The organism is Polynucleobacter sp. UK-Gri1-W3 (assembly GCF_018881595.1).
In the GTDB taxonomy this organism is placed as follows: domain Bacteria; phylum Pseudomonadota; class Gammaproteobacteria; order Burkholderiales; family Burkholderiaceae; genus Polynucleobacter.
In genome coordinates this window covers 31,199-56,916 of sequence record NZ_JACVQA010000014.1, presented here as the reverse complement: position 1 = coordinate 56,916, position 25,718 = coordinate 31,199, and the positions used below count along the sequence as shown (strand labels likewise).

Annotated in this window: 24 protein-coding genes; 21 read left to right on the top strand and 3 right to left on the bottom strand. The window is 45.1% G+C overall.

The window, feature by feature from the left end; all coding sequences use genetic code 11:
• Positions 1 to 51 precede the first annotated feature (51 nt).
• The 11 genes from ICN36_RS11495 to ICN36_RS11445 all read left to right on the top strand — a co-directional run bounded on the left by ICN36_RS11495 (position 52) and on the right by ICN36_RS11445 (position 12,759).
• Positions 52 to 711, top strand: coding sequence for a tetratricopeptide repeat protein (locus ICN36_RS11495; RefSeq protein WP_216228492.1), 660 nt, complete (start codon positions 52 to 54; stop codon positions 709 to 711).
• A complete protein-coding gene (gene bamB / locus ICN36_RS11490; protein WP_216228491.1) occupies positions 711 to 1,868 on the top strand; it encodes an outer membrane protein assembly factor BamB in 1,158 nt (385 codons plus the stop codon). The genes ICN36_RS11495 and bamB overlap by 1 nt, the downstream gene beginning before the upstream one ends.
• Positions 1,865 to 3,229, top strand: a complete 1,365-nt coding sequence (der, locus tag ICN36_RS11485) for a ribosome biogenesis GTPase Der (RefSeq protein WP_216228490.1) — start codon at positions 1,865 to 1,867, stop codon at positions 3,227 to 3,229. Before bamB ends, der begins: the two co-directional genes overlap by 4 nt.
• Positions 3,230 to 3,416: 187 nt before the next feature.
• On the top strand, positions 3,417 to 3,668 hold the full coding sequence (hfq, locus tag ICN36_RS11480; protein WP_072582173.1) for an RNA chaperone Hfq: 252 nt from the start codon (positions 3,417 to 3,419) through the stop codon (positions 3,666 to 3,668).
• Positions 3,661 to 4,902, top strand: a complete 1,242-nt coding sequence (hflX, locus tag ICN36_RS11475) for a GTPase HflX (protein ID WP_255531325.1) — start codon at positions 3,661 to 3,663, stop codon at positions 4,900 to 4,902. Before hfq ends, hflX begins: the two co-directional genes overlap by 8 nt.
• A 19-nt stretch (positions 4,903 to 4,921) precedes the next feature.
• The gene (hflK, locus tag ICN36_RS11470; protein ID WP_370623501.1) at positions 4,922 to 6,418 is read left to right on the top strand and encodes an FtsH protease activity modulator HflK; all 1,497 of its coding nucleotides are present in this window, start codon (positions 4,922 to 4,924) and stop codon (positions 6,416 to 6,418) included.
• Positions 6,418 to 7,287: a protease modulator HflC gene (gene hflC, locus ICN36_RS11465; RefSeq protein ID WP_216228487.1), complete on the top strand. Its 870-nt coding sequence runs from the start codon at positions 6,418 to 6,420 to the stop codon at positions 7,285 to 7,287. The genes hflK and hflC overlap by 1 nt, the downstream gene beginning before the upstream one ends.
• A gap of 20 nt (positions 7,288 to 7,307) precedes the next feature.
• The gene (locus ICN36_RS11460; protein WP_216228486.1) at positions 7,308 to 8,471 is read left to right on the top strand and encodes an ATP phosphoribosyltransferase regulatory subunit; all 1,164 of its coding nucleotides are present in this window, start codon (positions 7,308 to 7,310) and stop codon (positions 8,469 to 8,471) included.
• A gap of 82 nt (positions 8,472 to 8,553) precedes the next feature.
• Positions 8,554 to 9,894, top strand: a complete 1,341-nt coding sequence (locus ICN36_RS11455; protein WP_216121956.1) for an adenylosuccinate synthase — start codon at positions 8,554 to 8,556, stop codon at positions 9,892 to 9,894.
• 87 nt (positions 9,895 to 9,981) lie between these two features.
• The gene (locus tag ICN36_RS11450; RefSeq protein ID WP_216228485.1) at positions 9,982 to 12,198 is read left to right on the top strand and encodes a malate synthase G; all 2,217 of its coding nucleotides are present in this window, start codon (positions 9,982 to 9,984) and stop codon (positions 12,196 to 12,198) included.
• Positions 12,199 to 12,267: 69 nt separating this feature from the next.
• On the top strand, positions 12,268 to 12,759 hold the full coding sequence (locus ICN36_RS11445) for a hypothetical protein (protein ID WP_216228484.1): 492 nt from the start codon (positions 12,268 to 12,270) through the stop codon (positions 12,757 to 12,759).
• A 93-nt stretch (positions 12,760 to 12,852) separates the two neighbouring features.
• Here the strand turns inward: ICN36_RS11445 and ICN36_RS11440 are convergent, their stop codons facing one another.
• Positions 12,853 to 13,350: a hypothetical protein gene (locus ICN36_RS11440; protein WP_255531319.1), complete on the bottom strand. Its 498-nt coding sequence runs from the start codon at positions 13,348 to 13,350 to the stop codon at positions 12,853 to 12,855.
• Positions 13,351 to 13,469: 119 nt separating this feature from the next.
• Here ICN36_RS11440 and ICN36_RS11435 point away from each other — a divergent pair, with 119 nt between their 5' ends.
• From ICN36_RS11435 to ICN36_RS11420, 4 genes are read left to right on the top strand one after another with little or no spacing between them, the layout of a single operon-like run.
• On the top strand, positions 13,470 to 14,699 hold the full coding sequence (locus ICN36_RS11435; RefSeq protein WP_216228482.1) for an MFS transporter: 1,230 nt from the start codon (positions 13,470 to 13,472) through the stop codon (positions 14,697 to 14,699).
• Between the two features lie 38 nt (positions 14,700 to 14,737).
• Positions 14,738 to 15,424, top strand: coding sequence for a dienelactone hydrolase family protein (locus tag ICN36_RS11430; RefSeq protein ID WP_216228481.1), 687 nt, complete (start codon positions 14,738 to 14,740; stop codon positions 15,422 to 15,424).
• A 5-nt stretch (positions 15,425 to 15,429) separates the two neighbouring features.
• A complete protein-coding gene (locus ICN36_RS11425; protein ID WP_216228480.1) occupies positions 15,430 to 16,239 on the top strand; it encodes a DUF4239 domain-containing protein in 810 nt (269 codons plus the stop codon).
• Between the two features lie 18 nt (positions 16,240 to 16,257).
• Positions 16,258 to 16,758 carry a hypothetical protein gene (locus tag ICN36_RS11420; RefSeq protein ID WP_216228479.1) on the top strand — a complete coding sequence of 167 codons (501 nt, stop codon included), beginning with the start codon at positions 16,258 to 16,260 and terminating at the stop codon, positions 16,756 to 16,758.
• Here ICN36_RS11420 and ICN36_RS11415 read toward each other — a convergent pair.
• A complete protein-coding gene (locus tag ICN36_RS11415) occupies positions 16,744 to 18,066 on the bottom strand; it encodes an APC family permease (RefSeq protein WP_216228478.1) in 1,323 nt (440 codons plus the stop codon). The genes ICN36_RS11420 and ICN36_RS11415 overlap by 15 nt on opposite strands.
• 120 nt (positions 18,067 to 18,186) lie before the next feature.
• Here ICN36_RS11415 and ICN36_RS11410 point away from each other — a divergent pair, with 120 nt between their 5' ends.
• Positions 18,187 to 19,992: an amidohydrolase gene (locus ICN36_RS11410; protein ID WP_216228477.1), complete on the top strand. Its 1,806-nt coding sequence runs from the start codon at positions 18,187 to 18,189 to the stop codon at positions 19,990 to 19,992.
• Here the strand turns inward: ICN36_RS11410 and ICN36_RS11405 are convergent.
• Positions 19,989 to 20,432, bottom strand: a complete 444-nt coding sequence (locus ICN36_RS11405) for a branched-chain amino acid ABC transporter permease (protein ID WP_216228476.1) — start codon at positions 20,430 to 20,432, stop codon at positions 19,989 to 19,991. The two genes, ICN36_RS11410 and ICN36_RS11405, sit on opposite strands and share 4 nt — an antisense overlap.
• A gap of 124 nt (positions 20,433 to 20,556) precedes the next feature.
• Between ICN36_RS11405 and ICN36_RS11400 the strand changes: the two genes are divergently transcribed.
• The 5 genes from ICN36_RS11400 (at position 20,557) to ICN36_RS11380 (ending at position 25,645) form a co-directional block, all read left to right on the top strand.
• Positions 20,557 to 20,910, top strand: a complete 354-nt coding sequence (locus tag ICN36_RS11400) for a hypothetical protein (RefSeq protein WP_216228475.1) — start codon at positions 20,557 to 20,559, stop codon at positions 20,908 to 20,910.
• 212 nt (positions 20,911 to 21,122) lie between these two features.
• Positions 21,123 to 21,404: a hypothetical protein gene (locus ICN36_RS11395; protein ID WP_216228474.1), complete on the top strand. Its 282-nt coding sequence runs from the start codon at positions 21,123 to 21,125 to the stop codon at positions 21,402 to 21,404.
• 192 nt (positions 21,405 to 21,596) lie between these two features.
• Entirely contained in the window at positions 21,597 to 23,066 is a 1,470-nt protein-coding gene (locus ICN36_RS11390) for a sensor histidine kinase (RefSeq protein WP_216228473.1), read from the top strand.
• Positions 23,067 to 23,146: 80 nt separating this feature from the next.
• Positions 23,147 to 23,773 (top strand): response regulator transcription factor, encoded by a 627-nt coding sequence (locus ICN36_RS11385; protein ID WP_071467889.1) that lies wholly within the window; start codon positions 23,147 to 23,149, stop codon positions 23,771 to 23,773.
• A gap of 96 nt (positions 23,774 to 23,869) precedes the next feature.
• The gene (locus ICN36_RS11380; protein ID WP_216228472.1) at positions 23,870 to 25,645 is read left to right on the top strand and encodes a ShlB/FhaC/HecB family hemolysin secretion/activation protein; all 1,776 of its coding nucleotides are present in this window, start codon (positions 23,870 to 23,872) and stop codon (positions 25,643 to 25,645) included.
• Positions 25,646 to 25,718: the final 73 nt, after the last annotated feature.

Here is a 25,718-nt window from a genome sequence, read left to right as displayed (position 1 = left end):
CAATTACTTATAAATTACCTTTTAATTACCCATTAGTGAGTTTGGATTGAAATGCCTTTAGATCTAGAAGAACAAGAACAATTAGACCAATTCAAAGCGTTTTGGCAAAAGTACCGCAATATTATTACTGGGGTAGTAACGGCTGCCTTATTCGCTTACGCTGCTTACAGCGGATACCAGTGGTGGCGTACTAACCAGTCGCTTGAAGCTTCTAAGCTTTATGAAACGATGGTGGGTGCGATTGCGAAAGGCGATAAAGATCAGACCTTGCGCGCAACTGACGATTTGCAAAAAGATTTTGGGCGGACTCCTTATGCGGCAATGTCTAGTTTGATTGCTGCGCGTATTTCATCAGATGCAGGTGATAGTGCCAAGGCTTTAGATTATTTGCGTTGGGCCGCTAAGAATGCATCAAATGACGGCTACCTTGCTTTGGCAAAATTACGCTTAGTGACTCAATTGATTGAGCTAGGCTCTGAAAAAGATTTTGCAGAGGCCGATCAAATCTTGAATGAGAAGCCTGTTGCTGGTTTTGAATCTTTGTGGCTTGAACGTCGTGGCGATTGGTATTTAGCGCAGAAGAAAAATGAACAAGCTAAAGCTAGCTATCAAGAGGCCTGGAAAAAGTTAGATCAAGCAAAAGAATTTCCTGAAGAGGCTCGTCGTCTCTTAAAAGTTAAATTGGATGCCGTTGGAGGAGTTGCTCAGTGATGACTAAAGAGATGAAGCGTTTGCCGATGCGCATAGGCACTGCCTTAGTGTTGGGTTCCGTGGTAATTGCTTTAGTAGCTTGCTCCGGTAGCTCGAAGGTCAGAAAGCCTGCCGAATTACCGGCGGTTACCAATCAATTTGATCTTCGACCTGTTTGGTCAAACAGCATTGGTTCATCAGAAACCTTTAACTTTCATCCCATTGTTGCTGGCGATGCTGTATACGTAGCTTCCCACGGCGGGAACTTGGCTAGGATCGATTTAGCATCAGGTAATAAAACGTGGGAAGTGTCCGTGCCTGATCGCTTATCTGTTGGCCCTGGCTCTGATGGACGTACTACGGTTGCAGTGAGTACAAAAGGCATGGTCTATGCCTATGACGATGTGGGCAAGCCTATTTGGAATGTGAGTGTTGGCAGTGAAGTCTTAAGCGAACCTATAGTTGCTAGTGGCATCGTGGTCGTGCGCGCACTTGATAATCGTTTCATTGGGTTAGATGCACAAACTGGCAAACGTAAGTGGACTTATCAGCGTCAGCAGTCTGCTTTGTCATTGCGTGTGGGCTATGGCATGTTATCTATTAATAATGAAGTGATTGTTACTGGTTTTGCTGGCGGTCGTTTTGGGATGATTGCAATTGCAAATGGCGGATTAATTTGGGAAACCCCCGTATCTTTTCCTAAAGGCTTCTCTGAAATCGAGCGCTTGAATGATGTCACCGCCAAACCAAGCATGGAAGGGGATATTCTTTGCGCAGTTTCTTATCAGGGCCGTATTGGTTGTGGCCAAGCTCGTACAGGCAGCCTTCTGTGGTTTAAGGACTATTCAAGTTACACCGGCACCTCACAAAGTTCCGATATGGTTTTCTCGGCAAACGACAAATCCTATGTCACTGCTTTTGCAACTAAAGACGGTACTCAAGTTTGGGAAAACACGCAGCTGATATTCCGTGATGTAGGTGAGTCACTTGCAGTTGGAAAAGTTTTGTTGATGGGTGATGCTCAAGGTTATATCCATGCATTTTCACAGGCGAATGGCGAGATGGTTGCGCGCATTCGTCACGACAGTAGTCCAATCTCGGCTGCCCCCATTGCGGTAGGTGGCCTCATCTTGGTTCAATCTCAAGGTGGAAAAATAGCGGCGTACAGTCCAAAATGAATCCAGTTATCACTATTGTCGGCCGTCCCAATGTGGGGAAGTCGACCCTCTTTAATCGCTTAACGCGTTCACGTGATGCTTTGGTGGCTGACTTTTCTGGCCTAACCAGAGATCGTCACTATGGCAAAGGCCGCATCGGCGAGCGTGCATTCATTTGCGTGGACACAGGCGGTTTTGAGCCAGTAGCAAAGACCGGAATCGTTGCCGAAATGGCAAAACAAACCAAGCAGGCTGTTGCTGAATCTGACATTGTGATTTTCTTGGTTGATGGTCGCTTGGGTATGGCGCCGCAAGATCGAGTGATTGCAGATTTCTTGCGTAAGACTGGTCGACCAGTTATTTTGGCAGTGAATAAAACTGAGGGTATGCAGGCTGGCGTTGTCACTGCAGACTTTCATGGGCTTGGCTTAGGCGAGCCTTTCCCAATTTCATCTGCGCATGGCGATGGTGTGCGTGGCCTGATTGATGACGCGTTAGATTCTCTAGGTATTGCAGAACCGGATGAAGATGAATTGGCTAACGATCCTAATCGCCCAATGAAGATTGCGGTAGTAGGTCGTCCAAACGTCGGTAAATCTACGTTGATCAACAAGTTGATCGGCGAAGAGCGTGTGATTGCCTTTGACATGCCGGGCACTACGCGTGATGCGATTGAAGTTCCCTTTGAGCGCAACGGTAAGCCTTATATCTTAGTTGACACTGCAGGCCTGCGTCGCCGCGGCAAAGTATTTGAAGCGATTGAGAAGTTTTCAGTGGTTAAAACATTGCAAGCAATTGCTGACTGTAATGTGGTGATTTTGATGTTAGATGCTCAGCAAGATATTTCTGAGCAAGATGCGCACATCGCTGGATTTATCGTTGAGGCAGGGCGCGCATTAGTGGTTGCTGTGAATAAGTGGGATGGTCTGGATGCTTACGTTAAAGAGCGCGCTCGTTTGGAGATTGCTCAAAAACTGCGCTTTCTGGATTTTGCAAACGTTCACCCAATCTCCGCTAAAAAAGGTACAGGTCTTAAGGATCTCTTTAAGGACGTCGATGCAGCTTATGCCGCAGCGATGGCGAAGTTACCAACTCCTCGTTTAACTCGTATCTTGCAAGAGGCAATCGAGCATCAACAGCCAAAACGGGTTGGTATGGGTCGTCCAAAATTACGCTATGCCCACCAAGGGGGCATGAATCCCCCAATTGTGGTCATCCATGGCACATCCTTGAGTGGAGTGACCGATAGCTACAAGAGATACTTGGAAGGCCGCTTTAGAGATGTCTTTAAATTGCGTGGCACGCCTTTACGGATTCAGATGAATACCGCTAAAAACCCATACGTTGATGACGATAAGGGTAAAAAGGGCAAAAAGCGCTAATTTGGGCTAAGCTTTCAGAATCATGTCAATTGGGCTTGATTTTTTCGAAAATCAGCCCAATATAGAGAACTTGATGAGTCATTGGTTCTAGTAGTTTGTATTTAGAAATGCGCAGTAAAAATTGATAGTTAATAAAAAAAGCAAGACTCCCAAAAAAGTAGTTACCAAAAGATAATTAAGGAGCAGTATGAGCAATAGCAACCCTAACAAAATTCAATTACTTCAGGATCCATTCCTCAATGCTTTACGCAAAGAACATGTTCCTGTTTCGATCTATCTAGTCAATGGCATTAAGTTGCAAGGCAATATTGAGTCATTTGACCAATATGTTGTGCTCTTGCGCAACACGGTGACACAGATGGTTTACAAACACGCAATCTCTACGATCGTTCCTGCTCGTGCGATTGATTTCCGTTTAGAAGAAGCTAGCCCTGTATAAAACCGGAGTAGATGCTGCACGCGCTGTTCTAGTTGGCGTAGACACAGGGCGTGAAGACTTTGCAGATAGCATGGCCGAGCTCAGCCTGTTGGCTGATAGCGCAGGCTCCATTCCCGCAGCCACTGTTATTGCCCGCAAGGGAAGGACTGACCCCGCTTTGTTTATCGGCTCAGGTAAGGCGAATGAGCTCAAGCGGGTGATGGAAGAGCAGGGCGCAGAACTTGCGATCTTCAATCATCCCCTCTCTCCAACTCAGCAACGCAATTTAGAGCGCCACATTGGTTTTCATGTGATGGACCGCACCGGTTTGATTTTGGATATCTTTAGTCAAAGAGCGCAAAGTCATATTGGTAAGACCCAAGTTGAACTTGCGCAAGTGCGTTATCGGATGTCTCGTTTGGTCAGAGCCTGGAGTCACTTAGAGCGACAGCGTGGCGGTATTGGTGTGCGCGGTGGTCCTGGCGAAACTCAGATGGAGTTGGATCGCCGGATGTTGGCTACCAAAGCGAAGCGCTTGGAAAATGAGTTGGAAAAACTCCAGCGCCAACAAAGAACGCAAAGAAGGGCTCGAAATCGCAAAGATGTGTTTTCGGTCTCTTTGGTTGGATATACCAATGCTGGTAAATCGACTTTGTTTAATGCCCTAACCAAAGCAGGGACTTACGCGGCTGACCAGCTTTTTGCCACCTTAGATACCACCTCTAGAAAGGTCCATTTGGACGGAGTTGGGTCAATTGTGGTCTCTGATACCGTGGGATTTATCCGAGATTTACCCCACCAGTTGGTGGAGGCCTTTAGGGCAACTTTGGATGAAACTATCCATGCCGACCTCATATTGCATGTTATTGATGCCTGTAGCCCGGTTGCTAGAGAGCAAAAGGCCGAAGTAGAGGCTGTTTTGGGGGAAATTGGCGCTGATGACATCCCTCGGATCGAGGTGATGAATAAGATCGACCAGATGCCTCAAACCTTCACCCGCGGGGCTGTTTTAGAGCGTGATGGGCAGGGCTTTCCAAGCCAGGTTTTCCTGTCAGCCAAGACGGGCTTAGGCCTTGATTTACTTCGCTCAGCCCTGGCCGAATGCTCTCAAATGACTGATAGAATAAGGGTCGAGCACAACCGTGCCAAGAAGCAATTGGCCCCGGATGAGTTTTTAGAACCTTTACCTGAACGACCAGAAACTTCTGAATTTAATCCTCTTGCCAACCGAAGCTATTTATCTAATGACGCGTAAATTTCTAGACCTTTTTTCGGTGAATGATCCAGGTTGGGGCAATAGCCACAATTCAGGTGGATCCAAAGATGTCAAAGATGGGCAGGCAGAAGGTCAAGCTCCAAAAGCGGATCCAGAAACTAACCAGCCAGTAGATGCAAAACCAACAAATCCTGTAACTAAGCCCGATGGCCCACCAGACTTGGATGAGTTGTGGCGTGATTTCAATGACAGAATTGCCGGTATCTTTGGTGGTAAGAAGAAGCCTGGGGTAACAAGTAACCCCGCTAGCAAGCCAGCGAATAAACCAAGCAGCACTGATATTCCTCCGCCTTCACAGCGCGGCAATGGCGGCGGTAGTGGCGGTGGCAATGGTGGTATCAGCGCCCCTAACTTTAATTTCAGCAATCCATTTGGCTCTAAGGCAAGCTTTCTGATTGCAGGAGCAGTTGTCTTCTTTATGTGGGTTTGCAGTGGCTTCTTCATTATTCAAGAAGGTCAAGCCGGCGTTATTCTTACTTTTGGTAAGTACGATTACACCGCCAAGCCAGGTATTAACTGGCGTATGCCTTGGCCGATTCAGTCTGAAGAGACGGTGAACTTATCTGGTGTGCGTTCAGTTGAAGTAGGGCGCCCTGTTTTGATTAAGGCCACCAATCAAAAAGATTCTTCAATGCTTACTGAAGATGAAAATATCATCGACGTACGCTTTGCTGTGCAATACCGCTTAAAGGACCCTACGGATTATTTATTTAATAACCGCGATCCCGATGCAGCGGTAGTGCAAGCTGCTGAAACAGCTGTGCGTGAAATCGTTGCTCGTAGCAAGATGGATACCGTCTTGTATGAGGGTCGTGAAAAGATTGGCATTGATTTAGCCAACTCCATTCAGAAGATTTTGGACAGCTACAAAACGGGCATTTATGTAACTAGCGTGACCGTGCAAAATGTTCAACCGCCAGAGCAAGTTCAGGCTGCATTTGATGATGCCGTGAAAGCAGGGCAGGACCAAGAGCGACTCAAGAGTGAAGGTCAAGCCTATGCTAATGACATCATTCCGCGCGCCAAAGGTACAGCAGCTCGCCTGATTCAAGAGGCCGAGGGTTATAAAGCTCGGGTAGTAGCTACCGCTGAGGGCGATGCCACACGTTTTAAACAAATTTTGGTTGAATACTCTAAGGCGCCTCAAGTGACTCGTGATCGCATGTATATCGATAGCATGCGCGAGATGTACAACAACGTTACTAAGATCTTGGTTGACACTACCAAGAGCAATAGCCTGCTATATCTCCCGCTCGATAAGATCGTCGCGCAAGTCAGCACAGAAAGTGCTCAAGCAGCTAATACACAAACAAGCTCATCGGGAGCAAGCACTCCAACTGGTAGTGTTACTGTGGGTGGTGCAACTGGTACAAATACAAACCCTATAAGCTCATCCCCCACCTCTGCCTCTACCTCTGCCCCTGTAGCGCCAGTAACGAATAGCACTGCAGATAAACGTGATGGCCTCCGTAGTCGCGATAGGGAGTCCAGATAATGAATGCAAATCGTTTAATTGCAGCCGGTATTGGTTTTATTGCGCTGATCTATGTTTTGTCTTCTAGTGTTTTTGTTGTGGATCAACGTAATTTTGCTGTGGTGTTTTCATTCGGGCAGATTGTTCGCGTGATTGAACAGCCCGGAATTCAGGTGAAATTTCCAGCCCCTTTTGAAAGTGTTCGCTTCTTTGATCGTCGCATTTTGACGATTGATAATCCAGAAGCAGAGCGCTTCATAACCGCTGAAAAGAAAAACTTATTAGTAGATTCTTATGTGAAATGGCGCATTGTCGATCCACGTAAGTTCTTTATTAGCTTCAAAGGTGATGAGCGCTTGGCTCAAGATCGCTTGACCCAGTTAGTTCGTTCGGCTCTAAATGAAGAGTTCACTAAGCGTACTGTTCGTGAGTTGATTTCTGATCAGCGCGAAGAAGTGATGCAAGGTATTCGCAAGAAGGTTGCTGATGATGTATCTGATATTGGCGTAGAAATTGTCGATGTTCGCTTAAAGCGTGTTGACCTCTTGGCAGAAATTAGCGATTCTGTTTATCGCCGTATGGAAGCAGAGCGTAAGCGTGTGGCCAATGAGTTGCGTTCTATGGGCGCTGCAGAGTCAGACAAGATTCGCGCAAATGCAGAGCGTCAACGTGACACGATCTTGGCGGAAGCCTATCGTGATGCCCAAAAAATTAAGGGAGCAGGGGATGCGAAAGCTACTGCACTCTATGCGGAAGCATTCGGGCGTGATCCTCAGTTTGCCCAGTTCTATCAGAGCCTAGAAGCCTATAGAAGCTCTTTCAAGGATAAGAAAGACATCATGGTGGTAGAGCCGAATGGCGAGTTCTTTAAGTTCTTGCACAAAAAATAAGAAAGCAAATAGTTCACATCATGAATCGCTGGTTACTTCCTGAAGATATTGCAGATGTTTTGCCTGCCGAGGCTCGCAAGGTTGAGTCTTTGCGTCGTGCCGTCTTAGACTTGTATCAGTCTTATGGCTATGAATTAGTTGCCCCTCCCATTCTGGAATTCTTAGACTCTTTATTGACTGGCACCGGCTCCGATCTCAACCTACAAACATTCAAGTTGGTAGATCAGCTATCTGGTCGTACATTGGGCCTGCGTGCTGATATCACTCCGCAAGTTGCTCGCATTGATGCACACCTCCTAAATCGCGCTGGCGTCACCCGTCTTTGTTATGCCGGATCTGTAGCGCACGCTCGCACTCCGGTTGGTAGCTCAGCTCGCGAAGAATTGCAGCTCGGTGCAGAGATTTACGGTTGTGCAACCTGGGAAGCCGATCTTGAGGCGATTACCCTATTGCTTAAAACACTTTCTGTTGCTGGAATCAAGAAGGTATATCTAGATTTGTCGCACGCTGGCATTCTGTCAGGGATATTGGATGGTCAGAATCTTAATAAAGAAACAATTGAAGCGTTGTATGGCTTGCTTCAAAGCAAGGACCGTCCTCGCTTAAGTCAATGGGCGGCTTGCTTGCCTGCAAATGTTGCTCAAGCGCTGATGGCGTTGACTGAATTAAATGGCCCTTGTCCTGAAGTTTTAGCAAATGCCAAGAAAGTATTGCCTAAGCATGCGGCGATTGACCAGGCTTTGGCAGATCTTGAGCGTTTGGCTTGTGCTGCAGCGAAGATGTCTAGTCATTTGGAACTCAGTATTGATCTGGCCGATTTGCGTGGCTATCAGTATCACAGCGGTGTGATGTTTGCCGCTTATGTTGACCAATTCCCACAACCAATCGCAAGAGGCGGTCGCTATGACCATGTTGGCCAAGCTTTTGGTCGTCCACGTCCTGCAACGGGCTTTTCTTTAGACCTATTAACTTTAGCCAATTTATCGCCGTTAAGTACGCGCAAGTTGGCCATCTTGGCCCCTTGGATTGAAGATGCAGAGTTAAGTGCGGTTATCGAAACTCTCAGAAGCAAGGGTGAAGTGGTGATACAGATTCCAGTAGGCACTTCATTAGAGGCTGCTGAATATGAATATGATCGAGAGTTAGTTCAGCAAGGTAACTCTTGGGAAGTTAATAAGAAGTAAATAAAAAGTACCCCAGAAATAAAGCAATACATTTGGCATTAAGCAGTTAACTTATTTTGTAATTATCTTTTTGGATTTCACTATGTCTTCAAAGCAGCAAACTAAAGGTCGTAACGTAGTTGTCATTGGTACCCAGTGGGGTGATGAAGGCAAAGGTAAGGTGGTTGATTGGTTAACTGATCATGCGCAAGCAGTGGTCCGCTTCCAGGGTGGTCACAATGCAGGTCATACCCTCATCATTGGCGACAAGAAGACTATTCTGCGTTTGATTCCTTCTGGAATCATGCATAAAAATGTAATTTGCTATATCGGTAATGGCGTTGTGCTCTCACCAGAGGCGCTCTTCAAAGAAATTGGCGAACTTGAATCAGCTGGCTTAGATGTGCAATCTCGCTTGAAGATTTCAGAAGCAACAACATTGATCCTTCCTTATCACGTAGCGATTGACCATGCACGTGAGAAGAAGCGTGGCGAGGCCAAGATTGGTACTACTGGTCGCGGTATTGGGCCGGCTTATGAAGACAAAGTAGCACGCCGTGCATTGCGCGTTCAAGATTTGTTCTACCCAGAAAAATTTGCAGAGCAGTTGCGTGAGAACTTGGAATATCACAATTTCATGCTCACGAATTACTATGGCGCTGAGCCAGTGAACTACGAGAAAACATTGGCTGAAGCGATGTCTTATGCTGAACGCCTGAAACCAATGGTAGTAGATGTCTCTAGCGCTTTATATGCTGCTGAGCAATCTGGTCAGAATTTGTTATTCGAAGGCGCGCAGGGAACGTTACTAGATATCGATCACGGCACTTATCCGTATGTCACTTCCAGTAACTGTGTGGCAGGTAACGCCGCTGCTGGTTCAGGTGTTGGACCAGATTCATTGCAATACATATTGGGCATCACCAAAGCCTATTGCACACGCGTTGGTGCTGGGCCATTTCCAAGTGAACTCTACGATCATGACAATCCTGCTAAGCAAGATCCAGTTGGTGTTCGTTTGGCTGAAGTTGGTAAAGAATTTGGTTCTGTTACTGGACGACCACGCCGTACTGGCTGGTTAGATGCTGCTGCATTGAAGCGCTCCATTCAGATTAACGGTCTATCTGGTCTGTGCATTACTAAACTGGATGTTCTCGACGGTTTCGAAACAATTCGTTTATGTGTTGGCTATAACTTGGATGGTCAGAAGTTAGATGTATTGCCACGCGGCGCAGAATCTGTTGCCCGTTGCCAGCCAATTTATGAGGACTTCCCTGGTTGGAAGGGGACGACTTTCGGTATTCGTGAGTGGAACAAGCTTCCGATCGAGGCACAAAACTTCCTGCGCCGTATTGAGGAAGTTGCAGGTAAGCCAATCGCTATGGTGTCTACCGGCCCAGAGCGCGATGAAACCATTCTCCTCCAGCATCCTTTCCAGGATTAATGGAAAATATTCCAAAACTGACTAATTAACTGATTCATTAATTTAACTAACCCTATTCATTAACTTTTTGCTTAAGAAGATAACAACATGACTGCGCGTACTACCTGTAATAGCCTTCAAGTGGCAACTCCTTTATATCGATTTATCGAAGACAAAGTACTTCCAGGCACTGGTATTAAGAGTGCGGATTTTTGGAAGGGCTTTGATGAAATCGTTAAAGACTTAACTCCTAAAAATGATGCATTGCTTGCCAAGCGTGATCGCATTCAATTGGATTTGGATAAATGGCACCAAGCTAATCCAGGCCCAATCAAAGATATGCCTGCATACCGCAAGTTTTTGAAAGAGATTGATTACTTAGTTGATGTCCCAGGAAAAATTACGGCCACTACCAAGAATGTAGATGATGAGTTGGCACTTCAAGCCGGCCCTCAATTAGTGGTTCCGGTATTGAATGCACGTTATGCCTTAAATGCTGCCAATGCACGTTGGGGTTCTTTGTATGATGCTCTTTACGGTACTGATGTTTTATCCGAAGAGGATGGCGCTACTAAGACTGGTGCATACAACCCCATTCGTGGCGCAAAAGTGGTTGCTTATGCTCGTAACTTCTTGGACCAAGCCGCACCATTGGCTAAAGGTTCACACCGTGATTCAGTGGCTTACACAGTAGACGGTAATAAGTTGTCCATCAAGTTAAAAGACGGCACCTCTACTAGTTTGGCTGACGAGAAGCAGTTCGTTGGCTACCAAGGTGATGCAGCTGCTCCAAGCTCCATCTTGCTCCGCAATAACGGTGTCCATATTGATATTGAAATCAATAAGAGCAAAACGATTGGTGCAAGTGATCCTGCTGGCATCAATGACGTAGTTCTTGAGGCAGCGCTTTCTACAATCTTGGACTTGGAAGACTCTATTGCAGCAGTAGACGGCGATGACAAAGTTCTTGCCTATGAAAACTGGTTGGGAATTCTGAAGGGTACATTAGTTGAGGAAGTGAAGAAGGGCGACAAGACAATTACACGCACTCTTAACCCAGATCGTAAGTACAAAGCTGGTATCGGCGCTGTTGACGCAAAAGATGGCATCGTTACATTGCATGGCCGTTCACTCTTGTTCCTTCGTAACGTTGGCCATTTGATGACTAACCCAGCCATCATTACTGGTGAAGGCAAAGAGATCTACGAAGGTATCTTAGATGCAGTAGTAACAGTATTGATTGCCTTGTATGACATCAATCGTCCAGCAAGCCAAGAGATTGGTAATACTCGCAAGGGTTCTGTATACATCGTGAAGCCAAAAATGCACAGCCCAGAAGAGGTGGCTTTTGCAGGCGAACTGTTTGGCCGCGTTGAGAAATTACTTGGCTTACCAGCCGATACCGTAAAGCTCGGCATCATGGATGAAGAGCGTCGTATGAGTGCCAACATCAAGGCAGCCATTGCTGCTGCAGGTGCACGTGTAGCCTTTATTAATACTGGTTTCTTGGATCGCACTGGCGATGAAATGCACACAGCGATGTATGCAGGTCCAATGATGCGTAAAGGGGATATGAAAACCAGCAAGTGGTTATCCGCTTATGAGCGTCGTAACGTTTTTGCAGGATTGGATTGCGGACTGCGTGGTCGTGCTCAAATTGGTAAAGGGATGTGGGCAATGCCAGACATGATGAAAGCCATGGTTGAGCAGAAGATTGTTCACCCTAAAGCAGGTGCCAATACTGCTTGGGTGCCTTCACCAACAGCGGCTACCTTGCATGCGCTTCACTACCATCAAGTAAACGTGGCTGAGCTCCAAAAAGAAATGGAAAAGCTCGATACCGCTGCTGAAGCTGAAGCATTGATCAATGATTTATTGACTATTCCGGTTGTTGAAAAGGCTAATTGGTCTAAGGAAGAGATTGCGCAAGAGTTGGATAACAACTGCCAAGGTATCTTGGGCTATGTAGTGCGTTGGATTGACCAAGGTGTTGGTTGTTCTAAAGTGCCTGATATTCATAACGTAGGCCTGATGGAAGACCGTGCAACTTTGCGTATTTCTAGTCAGCACATTGCGAACTGGTTGCTTAATGGCATCGTGACCGCTGACCAAGTAAACGAGGCTTTGCAGCGTATGGCTAAAGTGGTTGATGGTCAAAATGCTGGTGATCCTTTGTATCAGCCAATGATGCCTAACTACCAAGACTCGTACGCCTATAAAGCCGCTAGCGATTTGATTTTCAAAGGTCTTGAGCAGCCTAACGGCTACACAGAGCCTTTGCTGCACGCTTGGCGTTTAGAGGTGAAAAAGGCGCACGCTAAGTAATTTAGCTATTGCCCTAATTAGAATGGATTTGCCCACAAAGCAAATCCATTTTTTATTGGTCACAAGCAAATGTTCGGATTTCTAAACCCCTTCTCTAAAGCACATTCCCAGTTTCCGTTTCAATTGAATGATGGCGGTAGGGAAGAGGCTGGCTTTAAAGGTGGTGCAGGAGATTGCGTCGTCAGATCCATCGCAATTGCTGCGAACTTGCCTTATATGCAAGTCTATGAAGACTTAAGGCTGGCAAATGAGCGTTATGCCCAGCGTCGCAACGATCGTCTAGCAAAGAGGCTAAACATAAAAGGGTCGTCCCCCAGAAATGGGAATCACCGCAATGTATTTCATGACTATATATTGGGTCTGGGTTTTGAATGGGTGCCCACCATGAAAGTCGGAGCAGGCTGCCAGGTTCATTTAAGGATAGATGAACTTCCTCCAGGAGTCTTGATTGTGAAGGTTTCTAAGCACTTGACTGCGATAGTGAATGGGGTCATTTACGATACTCATGACCCCTCTAGAGGTGGAAATCGATGTGTTTATGGCTACTACATTAAAACTTAAGGTAGTTCTTAGCTTCTGGAAAACATGCTCTTTTAGCCCAAAATACCCTAAATTAATCCTATAAAGGGCTATTTTTAGGTTATTTATTTAAAGTTATTTCTGGCGACCCAGATATTTAAGATTCCAAGCTTGTCTGTAAAGTCCTGTCATTCCAATCATCGTGGAAGTAGTCCAGGCGATTGAAAAAAGACCCGAAAAGGCAATAAAGAAGGCCATTGTTTTCCATCCATACGGAAGAATGTCGGATATAAAACCCACAGTCGTATAGCAGCTCCCTGCAAAAAGAATGGCATTTACCCCGTTGGGGATTAGGTTTAACCAAAAGAGAATGGCTGCCCAAATGAAGATCTCGCAAATATGAATCAAGGCAATAATAATGAAGGCTACATAGAAGTGAAAAAAGATCCAATCATATTGATTGCGATCCAGATTCGCCTTGGTAAGACGTTCGAAACGCATGGCCATGTGATTTAAGCCGCTGCCATGGAATATGAGAATCAGGATTAAGCCCGTAACCCCAAAAAAGATATCAACAAGAACAAAGGTAAGTGAGATGGTTGTTGTCGTGTCTGACAAGGTTGGCAAGGCCATAATTTCCATTCAGCAATAGGTTGATTGGCGATATAGCAGTAATCCTACCCCAAAGCAGATTCATGCGCTAGAGAGGATAATAGCTTCTTGTCCCCCTTATATGCACTGTTGAGTCTACTTTGAGTTTAGTTCGCACCCCTCAGCAAGAAAGATTCTTTTTGCTTGCCTTGGCTGGCATTCAGTTCACCCACATTCTGGATTTTATGATCATGATGCCGCTTGGGCCTCAGTTCATCAGCGCGTTATCGATCAATACGCATCAATTTGGTCTATTGCTATCTTCTTATACTTTTGCTGCTGCGATCGCTGGGGTATTTGCAACCTACTATATAGACCGCTTTGAGCGTAGACAGCTGTTATTGGGCTTATATGTCTGCTTCATTATTGCCACTGTGGTGTGTGGCTTTGCGCCGAATTATCATGCGCTATTTATTGCTCGTGCATGTGCGGGTGCTTTTGGTGGAATCTTAGGATCATTGGTACAAACTATTGTGGCGGATGCGATTCCGTTTGAGCGAAGGGGTAAGGCCTTAGGGACAGTCATGGCTGCTTTCTCAGTTTCAACAGTTGCAGGTGTCCCATTAAGTTTATTTTTGGCAAACCATGTCACCTCATTGGGCTGGCGTGCGCCATTTATGTTTATTGGCCTGATATCTACCCTGATTCTTTATCTGGCGTATCGTAATATTCCAAAAATTTCTGGCCACTTGCACCACGTTCAGGAGGGAAGTCGCTTCCAGCAAATTTACGAAGTCTTTGTTGCTCATCGTCATCTACGTGCCTTTCTGTTTGTGGGTCTAATTATGTTGACTGGCTTTACTGTCATTCCTTATATTGCCCTCTACCTCACCGCTAACGTTGGAATCGCGAATTCCTACATTTCTCTAATCTATCTTTGTGGCGGGTTGGCGACTTTGATGAGCTCCAGATTTATTGGGCATATGGCCGATAAGTATGGCAAGGTCAAAGTATTTCGCGTGCTAGCCATCATTAGTTTGGTACCGATCCTAGTAACAACCAATTTGATACCGGTTCCTTTGTGGGTGGTGCTGGTTAATCAGACAGCCTTCTTTGTCTTGATTTCAGGACGGATGATTCCGGCCATGGCTATTGTGAGTCAAATGGTAGAGCCCAAAATTCGGGGAACCTTTATGAGCCTAATTGGCTCAGTGCAGATGTTGGCTTCCGGTATAGCATCCGTTGTGGCAGGCCTGGTAGTCACAATTACAGCTGATGGCAGGATGGAGCACTACAACCTCGTTGGTTATGGGGCTGCCATTTGTGGTTTGCTCACTTTTTGGGTTGTGGGATATATTCACTCAGATCACAAGTCTCAATCAGTGGCTTAATTTAGAAGCTGAAAACCAAAATTTATTAAGGAATAAACATGATTCAATACGCACGGCCCGATGGCAAGACAGTAGATGGTTATTTAGTTGAACCCACTGATAAAGCGAATGCTCCAGGTGTTGTTGTGATTCAAGAGTGGTGGGGGCTTGATGATGAGGTGAAGGCAGTAGCTGATCGACTGGCTAAAGCGGGTTATCGCGCGTTAGTCCCAGATTTATATCGTGGTAAGTTAGCCTTAGAAGCAAATGAGGCAGAGCATTTGATGGGCGATCTCAATTTTGGGGATGCCGCTGGTCAAGATATTCGTGGCGCTGTTCAATACTTGAAGGCTACTGGTAGTGCAAAGGTTGCTGTTACTGGATTTTGTATGGGCGGAGCGTTAACTATTCTTGCGGCATGCAATGTGCCAGAGTTAGATGGCTCTGTTGTCTGGTACGGTAATCCTCCGCTGGAGTACGTTAATGCTGGAGCCATTACTAAGCCAATGCTGGGGCATTGGGCCTTGCATGATGAGTTTTTCCCGATCGCAGGAGTTGATCAATTAGAGGAAAAACTAAAAGAAGCGGGCGTCAATTATGAATTTCATCGCTACGATACAAAGCATGCCTTTGCAAACCCAAAGTCTGATTCACGCGGCTTGCCACCTCTGCAGTACAACGCTGAAGCGGCCAAACTGGCTTGGGAACGTACACTCAATTTTCTACAAAAATATATCAATAGCTAGTCTATATGAAGGCTCCTTCCAAAGAAAACCTATTCTTTAATTGGATGTACAGAAGAAGCAATATTCAAATTCTGATACTGCTGATTCTCTTTTTCGTAACCTTATTGGATGTGATGCCACGCTTATTGCAACACATTCCGATTTTTGCTCCCACGCAAGATAGCACTCGATTAGGCCTGGGTCTCTTTGGGTCGATCATTACCTTAAGTGGTTTGTTGATTGGTTTTTTGCTCAATCAAGCGCAATCTAACTTTAGAGAAGTGCATACCTTGGTCTCTCAAGAGGCTGGGCGTATTAATAACTTAGATCGCTTGCTAACCCGTTTTGGAGATCCGTCTATAGCGCCCATTCGTGTTGAGTTATTCGAGTATATGAATTCCATCGTCAATGATGAATGGACTTTGTTAGAAAAGGGTGAGGGATGCTCGAAGACCCATATGCTCTGGCGGGGAATTTCACGAAAATTGATGTCTATAGAGCCTCAGACTAATCGTCAAACAGCGATGTATACCGATATCATTAAAAAATCAGAAGAGGTTGCTGAGAGCAGGGAGGCCCGTATCGAGCGCTCCAACATTCGCTTGCCTGGATTATTCTGGATTGTTATTTTGATTTGTATGTTTGCATTGATGAGCATCAATACACTTTTCTTGCCCTCAGACTCATTCTTTCTAGGCTTGAAGATTTTGCCGATTACGATGGGGGCGTTGATTTCCTTATTGGTTATTACCGATCAGCCATTTAAAGGTCAAAATGCGGTTCAGCCGGATGCCTTCTATAAAATTATCGAATCCATTAAAACTCGTAAAGAGTAATTCTTTCTCTGAATCATCATGCACTTATTTGCCGAAAATCTTGCCGTAGAAATTTCTAGTTATTACCGAAACTTAGCCTTGGGTCATGGCGTCATTCCCAAGGTGTTTACTTTGGTCAATGGCGAAGGTGATCAATACCTTTTCTTTATTGACGATCTTCCCATGCAGAGTGATGAAGAGAGAAACCAGTTTCTTGCATATATAGTGCAAGCGCATGAGTCGGTTTGCTATGCCCGCGGCACCTTGGTGATTGTTGCTAAGAATCAGCAGTTTATTGAATTTGCGGTGATTGACCGCGATGATACGGATGCAATTGTCTGCTCGGCCGAGCTCACAAGGGATATGGACGATAAGCCTATTAGCTTAAGTGAGTTTGACAAGACCCTGGTAAAGAAGAGCTCTATTATTTTTGGCGGTCTACTTGAGTCAGTTCAGTTTTCTGACGATAGGGCTGAGGATTTCGAAAGCCTCTGGCTGGAAATGAAATCCAAAATCTTACACCGCTCAATGGGTCTTTAATTTCTTCCTGAGAAATTTTCGGGAAGTTGCCTCAAGAGCGAAAGAGCCAACTAAAGCGCATCCCAGCGCGATAGCGCTACCCGGTGCACTCTCGATAACATTGAGAAATAGGGTGGCAAACAAACCTAAGTTAATAATAATTGCCGCCCAGAGCGGCCATAGTTTTGCGCCAGTTTGTTTGCGCACCAGGATATGCCCATAGGTAATCGCTGCATATACCAATAAAAAGGCTAGGCTAGCCATCTTCCCAACGACATCTAGCGGGAACGCCAACACTAAAGCAATTACCAAAAATGCAGAGATGGTTAATGCACGTAACTCTGTTTTTAAAACAGACTCACTCAAAGCTTTGGAGACTGAACTCTTCTTGGCCATATCAGCCGCAATATTCGCTGCGGCAAAGATGGTTGCGTTGAGTGCGGCAGCACAGGCCAGTAGTGCTGAAGCACCGATAACAATAAAGCCTGCCTTTCCGGCTACGATTTGGGCTACATCTGCTAATACGTGGCCGTTGTACTGCGCCATTTGAGCAGGGGAAAGCAATAGTGTTACGGCGGTGCCGACCAGTACATAAGCAATCGTTACCAAAATAAGCGCAGAGAACATGGCAAGGGGCAACTCTTTTTGGGGCTCTTGCATGGCGTTTGACGAGTTAGTAACTACTCCAAAGCCTTGATAGTTGATATATAAGATGCCGGTAGCTATCGCAATGCCATTGATAGACCAGATGGAAGGCTGAAATGCACCGACGTTAGCAACATGAATACCTTCAACAGAAAAGAGTAGAAGGGCAATAGTGACAAAACCAATCGCTAACATTTCTGCTTTACCAACAATATTGGTGCCTAATAAGTTGATGCCGGCGCAAAGTATGACAATGCCGGCACCCATAAGCTTGACTTCGTTTGGGGATAAATTTCCACCAAGCAAAGTGTTGGCGTATTCAGAAAAGCCGGCAGCATAGAGTGCGGCAGCAATGAGGTAGCTAAGGTATTGAAATATGTTGAGGCCGCCAGAAATTACCCCTGGGCCAAAGCTCATTACCGTGAATGTGGCAGCGCCCCCACTACTAGGAAAAGTAGCGCCTAATTTGGCATAAGAGTAGACCGAAAAAGAGGCGGCTAGAGCGCCCAGTAAAAAGGCTAGGGGAATATGAGAACCGGCATGCTCGCTGGCAGTTCCCAAAAGAGAAAAGAGTCCGGCACCCATCATCCCCCCAATACCTAGGGCGGTGGCAGAAAAAAGGCTAATTCCTTTGGTTTTCTTGCCTGGGTTTTTAAGTAAGGTGGGAGTCAATTGGCTGGTCAAGGGATGTTTAGGGCTATTGCTAAGTGTCCTATATTAAAGCTAATTAGGGTTATGGAGGGTCATTTAAATAGCTAATAAATGGCATAATTTCTGGAACAATAACTACCTATTGGGACTCTTGTGAGAAAAATCAACCGTACTTTAATTTCTAAATCTATTTCTACCCTAGTGATGTGCTCAGCACCACTATTCGCTTCAGCGGAAGTTGTGGTCTTAAAGGCTGCAAACATTATTACTATGGATGAAAAAAATCCACGCGCCGAAGCAATTGCTTTTGATACGAATACCAAGAAGATCACCGCAGTTGGATCATTGAAAGACGTTAGCGCATCCGCTCCTAATGCAACAGTAAAAGATTTAGGTACAACAGTATTGATGCCGGGTTTTATTGACCCACACAACCATCCCTTCCTCTCGGGTATTACAACTCAGGCGCCTGCATTTTGGATCGCGCCTTATGTGGGTTATAAATCTTGGGCAGATGTTCAGGCCAAGATTTTGAAGGAAGACAAAGCAGCTCCTGCTGGAGTACCATTGATATTTAATGGTGTTGATAAATTGCTACAACAAGCTCCAACACCGACAAAAGATGTGCTTGATAAGTTAACTCCAAGTGGCCGCCCAGTGCTTGTGATCGACAATTCTGGGCATGCGGTGTATTTCAATACTGCATCAATTAAAATGTTGGGTTGGAAAGGTGGCAAACCGCCAGCAAATCCTGTAGGTGGAAGTTTTGGCCGCAACCAAGACGGCACCTCTAACGGAACTGCCAATGAGACTGCTGCCATCATGGCCGTAGCAGGTCCTATCCTCCCTAAGGCTATTCCGCATCTATTGCTCTCAGGAGCAGAGTGGTATGCCTACATGGCCTCTCTCGGAATTACGGCTACTTCAGAGCATACATACAGCACAGGCATGTATAAGGGTTACTTGGCGCTTGCTTCTGTACCTAATAGCCCGCTGAGGATGAGCGTCTATCACATGGCTGTTGATGCTGATGCTGGCGTTAAAGCTACTTGGCCCGATTCAAGTATGGTTCGCAAAAACGGTATCAAACTCTGGGCAGATGGAACCCCTTGGTTAGGAAGTGTTGCTCAAAGCTTTGGATATTTAGATAACGAGCGGACTCGTAATGCCGAAATTATTCTAGGGCCGCTTGGTGAGAAAGGTATGAACTATACCCGCTTGCAGCTTGATGAGTTACTTGATAAATATTCCCCGATGGGTTATCAAATGGCGTTTCACTGTAATGGTGACGTAGGCTTTGACGTAGTCCTTGACGCCTATGAGTATGCACTTAATAAATACAACCTGATCGGTACTGATCACCGTTGGCGTGTTGAGCATTTGGGTGCCGCACGTGCAGACCAATTTAAGCGCGCAGAAAGTCTTGGCGTAACAGTGTCACTAGCACCTTTCCAATATATTTATTGGGGTGATTTGTTGGATGGCACCATGTTTAAGCCTGAGTATGGCGCACAATGGCAGCGTGCTGGAGATTCGTTCAAGTACAACATTCATACTACATTCCATAACGACGGCTCTGTTTCACCGCCAGATACTTTGAGAAATATTCAGCACATGGTGACTCGTACAACTGACGTTGGTACAGTTCACGGCGCCAATCAAGCAGTCACCTTAGATCAGGCACTCAAAGCTTCTACTATTAATGGTGCATATCAGTTAAAGCGTGATACTGAAATTGGATCACTTGAGGTTGGTAAGTATGCGGATTTGGTAGAACTTTCAGCCGATATCACTGCTATTAATCCGAATGAGATTACGGATAAAGTGAAAGTTCAAGGCACTTGGCTTGGTGGTAAAAAAATCGATACTGCTCAATTCTTGAAAGAAATTAAAGCGATTGATCCAAGCGAGCATCAGGCTCTAGGTGAAGCAAGTCTTAAAGGGGTTCATTCCCATTAATAGATTGGCACTCTCACTGAAAACCGCCTTCGGGCGGTTTTTCTTTGGGAGGTCACCAAAGCCTCATTAATTCCGTGGGGAGAGGCTCGGACTCCACGTAAACCATTCTCGCCACCTGTAAGGCTTTCCGCCTTATAGAAGAGGTAATACACAATTTGACCAAGCGCTAGGGTCACCATAGAAAAGTAGATGCCGCGAGTGCGAATGGCAAGGTAGCCCATGATGAGGCCACCTATAGCTGCGCCCAGAATGCCAACCAGAATTGCAGCCCCCCATGGCATCCCATAGTGAACAATGCTAATGCCAGTGATGTAGCTGCCAATACCTAGGAATGCTGCGTGACCAAATGATAGTAGCCCCATGTAACCAAACAGCAAGTTAAAGCCCATAGCGAACAAACCAAAGATCAAAATATTGATCGCTAATGCTTCGTACGGCATGATGAATGGGAAGATTGCCAGGAACAGAGTGCTGGCTAGAACGCGATGACGTGCAATAAGTTGGAAGAATGAAGTAAGCAGTTATGAAGATGTAGACATCTACGGATCAGAAGAGAATTACTCGGTGATCATTGAAATGCTATTTGACTACGGCGACAGCCATGAGTCGATGCGAAGAAGATACTTGGATGCATTGGAGCTGGTTCGGCGACAAGTCTGGCGCAGCTATGGCGAACCCACCTTTCTTGCCTATGAAGATGACATTAAGCATGAATTATTTTTTGAGCTGGTTGAATGTGTAGAGATGAGTACGGATGATGTATTGCGACATCACTGGGATTACGACATGACTCATCGTGAGTTCTTGGAAATGGCCATGCAGCCCTATGGGGCACTCGATTGCTTATTTGAAAACGTAGTGGAGGTCGAGCAACACATACCTGATGATTTATTGAGCGATGACAGGATGCTTCACTAACGTTACGCGCGCGAGGGCCTAAGGTCTATCTTGACCCTAGTTTTTGGGGGCTTGGATCGATTGTTCGCAAGTAGGCACACCGCAGAGAAAGCAATGTTCTTGTTTTGATGCTGGCTCTGCGGTTGTCTTAATCAAACAAAGTTAAGGCGCCAACAAAACTAACCCCAAAAAGAATGGGAAAAGGGTGTAAATCAACTAAATTAAGGATAAAAATGCCAAATAAACGTACTAAAAAACGCAATCTACTGACTACTAATCTTGAGTTAACCGAGCTTGCTTATGTGCTGCACATCAGTGCAATTCGACTTAGGGAAACCTTATCTGCCATCAATGTTCCCAATGCCTACCGCATCCAAATTAGTCGCAGAGTTCAGTGGATGATTCATCAGGCACAAAGCTTGGGCGGAGAGTTGCAACCAAAAAATCCTAGCGCCTTTTTAACCAAGAAGAGCACTGAATCTATTGGGGATCAGTTGGGTCTATTTGACAGTTAAGAGACTCAAGTTATTTACAATTAAGCCGCCAATCGTCTTCTCGCCAATTAGTTTTGCGTTTAAAGCGCACCTAAACCTTGCCGTCAGAGACCTCGACTGGAGACGCCCAAAGAATCTAGGCGTAAATTTGATGATCTAGAATGTTGATGATAATCATAAATAATCCAAACCGAAAATGAATAGAGAGTAACCATGGAATTAATGAATCAACTGCTGTTTGGAATATTCGGACTAATCCTATTTGGAATATTCTTGACCGTGCAAGTTGATAATCAACTCCATAACTCCTTAGAATCCTCTCTATTCTGGCGATATACAGTTTTGCTGAGAAGCATTGCTTATTTTTTTTGGTTTTTGGTTCCGTTTTTTGGTTCCGTTTGTTTACTTCCTGCAAACTATTTATACATAGCATCTGTTGTGTTGCTTGCTCTCTTCTTAAGCAGTTGGAATGCTCCTATTAAGAGGTCGGTGATGTATATCCTAGCTATTGGCTATGTAATATTTTGCTTTGTGTTCCTTCATTTTTTTCTAAAGGAGAATAGCTTTGTTGCTCGCGTAAATACGGTGGCAGGCACACAAATTCCATTGATGATTTGGGAGTTTTTTTCCATTGCATACTACCTACGGAAAAAAAGAGATTACGTTGTTGGCGTATTAATTTTCTTCTTGGCTTTACAAGTTACCGCCTACTCATTCAGAATAATTACGGTTAATCGGAGCCCTCACTTAAATATACAAAATATCGTAAACGCTGATCTATTGTCCAGCATGATGTCATGGACATCAAATGGGATTAACGTGATAGTTTATATATTGATCAACGCTTACCTTTACCGCAGACTGTGGAAAAAAGAGCGTGAATCAACCTATAAGTATGACATTGCATCAAAAGAGCGGACGAGAATACAAGAGCTTTTAGTTGAGCGCGAAAAATTAGTCTCTTATCTACTGAAGTCCAACAAGACTGCTAGCACCGGCGCTTTAGCTGCATCATTAGCGCACGAGTTAAGTCAACCACTTGGCGCATCTCTTTTAAATGCGCAGCATCTTAAATCCCTAATGGACAGAAATGTAGTTAAACTCGATCTAGAAAAGGATATCGTCAATTCTATTGAGGCTGATACAAGAAGAGCGGGACAAATCATTCGCTCACTGCGCGCACTGTTCTCCGGTGATGCGATTACGTTAGAGAGAATTGATTTGATTGGGCTCCTCTATTCAATAGCCCAATTGGTAGGGCCAGAGTGCAGAGGCTCGAATATTGAATTATTAATTGAGATGCCAGAGCGGTGCTACATCAATGCTAATTCGATTGAGATTCATCAGGCCATTCTCAATGTTTTAAATAACGCTATTCAGTCCCTGAAAAGTAAGAACAATATAGAGAAAAAACATATCCTTATTGCCATCAATCTTCAGGGCGAACAAGTCACAATCAATATTAGCGATAACGGTCCGGGTGTTCCTATTGAAAGAGAGCATTCATTATTTGAGTTACTAGACTCACAGAAAGAATCGGGCATGGGCTTGGGCCTTTGGTTGTGCAAACACATCATGACTAGACATGGCGGAGATATTTTTTATAAGCGCGGGTCAAATGCTGGCGCAACTTTTAGCCTCGTCTTCCCCCCCCCAATCCCAGTCGATGATTTGAGGATTTAGCGTATCCCGCGATCGAGGGATATTGATGGGCAGTATGTTTGTCATAATCCGAGAGAGTAATTTTTGGGCAACAAGTAACAATGACCGGTAAAGCTGCAATCCATGATGTTTTGAAACATGTCTTCTTAATAGAGGACGATGCTTCGATGCGAGCTACTTTAACGAGTCTTTTGGAGTTTCTTGGATACCGGGTTTACCCCTTTGCTTCTGCTATAGAGTTTTTAAAGATTCCACTTCACGTTGCGCCAGCAGTAGTTATTACTGATATGCGCATGCCGGATATGACTGGGGTAGAACTACAGGCGGAGTTGATAAAGCGTGGTCGTGAGGTGCCAATTATCTTTATTAGCGCCGAAAGCACTGTTGCACAATCGATTACAGCAATGAAGCAGGGCGCTATTGAATTTTTAGTCAAACCATTTGAGCGAGACGCCCTTTTGGATGCGGTAATCAAGGCTTTAGATATAGATGCTAACAATATGCGCAGCTATGTTGAGCAAAAAGCTTTTGAGGAGCACGTTAAGGCCTTGGCTCCACGGGAGCTTGAGGTGCTTGAATTGCTTGCTTTAGGGTTTAGTAATGCAGAAATTCAAGAAAAACTACAGATTTCACTGTACACAGCCAAGCAGTACAAGGCGCAGGTCATGCGTAAACTGCACTTGCGCTCGCTAGCCCAGCTCATTGCTTTCAAAAAACGAGCTAAATAAGTCGGTCAGTTAGCCGTAAGGCTAACTCTCGTTCGAGGGATTTTCAGCTTCTAGATTTAGCGTTTTAATGTCTGCTCAATTATTAGAGACAACAAGATGCACCCTCACATTCGCCATTCCATTCAATCTGGCACTGCCGTAAAGCATTCACCATTTAGCGCCCCTGCTTCTGCACGTCGTGCAATTGCATTAGCGGCAGGTTTTTTGGTCTTGAGTGGTTCGGCATATTCACAAGTTGGCCCTGATGCTGGTGCATTACAGCAACAATTACAACGTGAAGTTGACCGCGATCGCCAAAATGTTGCGCCGGATAACCTCATTAAGAAGCCCACAAAACCAAGTAGGCCAAAATCAGGTGACAAAACAATTGAGGTGAGCTCCTTTAAGGTGGTTGGTATTACGCTGATTACGCAAGAGCAAGCACAGGAAGCTCTCAAGCCTTTTACTAATCGCCAGTTAACTTTGGATCAAATCAAAGAGGCTGGAGATGCATTAACTAATCTTTACGCTCAGATGGGAAGAATGGCCCAAGCCGTCATCCCACCTCAAGACGTTGTTAATGGCGTTATCACCATCAAGATTATTGAAGGCAAGGTAGGCAATGTCATTATTGAACTCAATAAAGAATCACCAAGTCGCCTCAAGTCTGAAGTTATTCAAAAGTTCATTACCAACAGCAACGAGCCTGGCAACCTTATTGACCTGAAGGGTTTGGAGCGAAGTTTAGCCATCCTCAATGAAACGCCAGGTAATGAAGTTAGCGGAGAGTTAGCGCAGGGTGACGAGGAAGAGACAACGAATATCTTGGTCAATGCCAAAGATACGGGTTTATTTGCAGGTAGGGTAGATCTATCAAACTATGGCGCAGCCAATACAGGGCCTGCACAAGCAACGGCTAGCTTAAGCTTGAACAACCCTAGTGGTAATGGCGACCAAGCCACTTTAGATGTGATTGGCTCACAAGGCTCTGTCTATGGGCAGCTTAGATACGGTTTGCCAGTGGGTTATGATGGCTGGAGAGTATCTGCAGGCGTTAGCGCCTTGGATTACAAAAGCTTATCAAGTTACTCAACAACGATTTCACAAGGTACAGCACAAACCTACGGAATTTACTCAATCTATGCGCTAGAGCGCACTGCACGTTCCACTAAGAATGTGATCATCAACTTTGAAAATAAGAACTACAACAACCAAACTAACGGTATCGAGAGCAGTAACTATCAGCTCAATGATTTAAGTCTTGGCATCAACGGCACTAACTTTATTGGTCAAGCTTATGCAAGCTGGGGCGCTACAGCTACCTTGGGCTCTTTAAGTATTAATAACACCAATCAAGCTAATAACGACGCACAGGGTGCCGCAACAAAAGGTACTTTTGCAAAGCTGGGCTTTAATGGCTCGATTACACAGCCACTGCCGATTGATAAAACCAATTTAGTGGCTTCTATCTACGGTCAATTGGCTAATAAGAACCTCAATAGTGCCGAGCAGATCTATATGGGTGGCCCTTATGGTGTACGTGCTTACCCTGTAGCCCAGGGAGGTGGTGCACAAGGAGCAATTGCTTCTGTAGAAATTAACCATAACTTGATTCAAGACTTGCAAGTTGGTGTTTTTTTTGATGCTGGACTAGTTCAGCAATATGTAAGCACTTATAACAACTGGCAAGGGCAGACCAACGCTAACAATACCTATTCTTTATACGCAACAGGTTTGTCAGCAAAGTATCAGTACGAAAAAGTTCAACTTTCTGGTTCATTGGCATGGCGCGTAGGCAACAATCCGCTCTATACACAAAGTGGCCAACAGTTAAATACAGACAACATGTACAGATCGGTACAAGGTTGGATCAAGGGCACAATCTTTTTTTAAGAATGTATAAGAAATTGCAAAAATATTTACAAACTCCCACGATCGAGGGATTTTTTTATTAGAGAAATTTCGT

Coding starts and splice junctions, on each gene's coding strand:
- ICN36_RS11495 (WP_216228492.1), top strand. CDS start 52: ATGCCTTTAGATCTAGAAGAACAAGAACAATTAGACCAATTCAAAGCG.
- bamB (WP_216228491.1), top strand. CDS start 711: ATGACTAAAGAGATGAAGCGTTTGCCGATGCGCATAGGCACTGCCTTA.
- der (WP_216228490.1), top strand. CDS start 1,865: ATGAATCCAGTTATCACTATTGTCGGCCGTCCCAATGTGGGGAAGTCG.
- hfq (WP_072582173.1), top strand. CDS start 3,417: ATGAGCAATAGCAACCCTAACAAAATTCAATTACTTCAGGATCCATTC.
- hflC (WP_216228487.1), top strand. CDS start 6,418: ATGAATGCAAATCGTTTAATTGCAGCCGGTATTGGTTTTATTGCGCTG.
- ICN36_RS11460 (WP_216228486.1), top strand. CDS start 7,308: ATGAATCGCTGGTTACTTCCTGAAGATATTGCAGATGTTTTGCCTGCC.
- ICN36_RS11455 (WP_216121956.1), top strand. CDS start 8,554: ATGTCTTCAAAGCAGCAAACTAAAGGTCGTAACGTAGTTGTCATTGGT.
- ICN36_RS11450 (WP_216228485.1), top strand. CDS start 9,982: ATGACTGCGCGTACTACCTGTAATAGCCTTCAAGTGGCAACTCCTTTA.
- ICN36_RS11445 (WP_216228484.1), top strand. CDS start 12,268: ATGTTCGGATTTCTAAACCCCTTCTCTAAAGCACATTCCCAGTTTCCG.
- ICN36_RS11440 (WP_255531319.1), bottom strand. CDS start 13,350: ATGGCCTTGCCAACCTTGTCAGACACGACAACAACCATCTCACTTACC.
- ICN36_RS11430 (WP_216228481.1), top strand. CDS start 14,738: ATGATTCAATACGCACGGCCCGATGGCAAGACAGTAGATGGTTATTTA.
- ICN36_RS11425 (WP_216228480.1), top strand. CDS start 15,430: ATGAAGGCTCCTTCCAAAGAAAACCTATTCTTTAATTGGATGTACAGA.
- ICN36_RS11420 (WP_216228479.1), top strand. CDS start 16,258: ATGCACTTATTTGCCGAAAATCTTGCCGTAGAAATTTCTAGTTATTAC.
- ICN36_RS11405 (WP_216228476.1), bottom strand. CDS start 20,432: ATGCCGTACGAAGCATTAGCGATCAATATTTTGATCTTTGGTTTGTTC.
- ICN36_RS11395 (WP_216228474.1), top strand. CDS start 21,123: ATGCCAAATAAACGTACTAAAAAACGCAATCTACTGACTACTAATCTT.
- ICN36_RS11390 (WP_216228473.1), top strand. CDS start 21,597: ATGGAATTAATGAATCAACTGCTGTTTGGAATATTCGGACTAATCCTA.
- ICN36_RS11385 (WP_071467889.1), top strand. CDS start 23,147: ATGACCGGTAAAGCTGCAATCCATGATGTTTTGAAACATGTCTTCTTA.
- ICN36_RS11380 (WP_216228472.1), top strand. CDS start 23,870: ATGCACCCTCACATTCGCCATTCCATTCAATCTGGCACTGCCGTAAAG.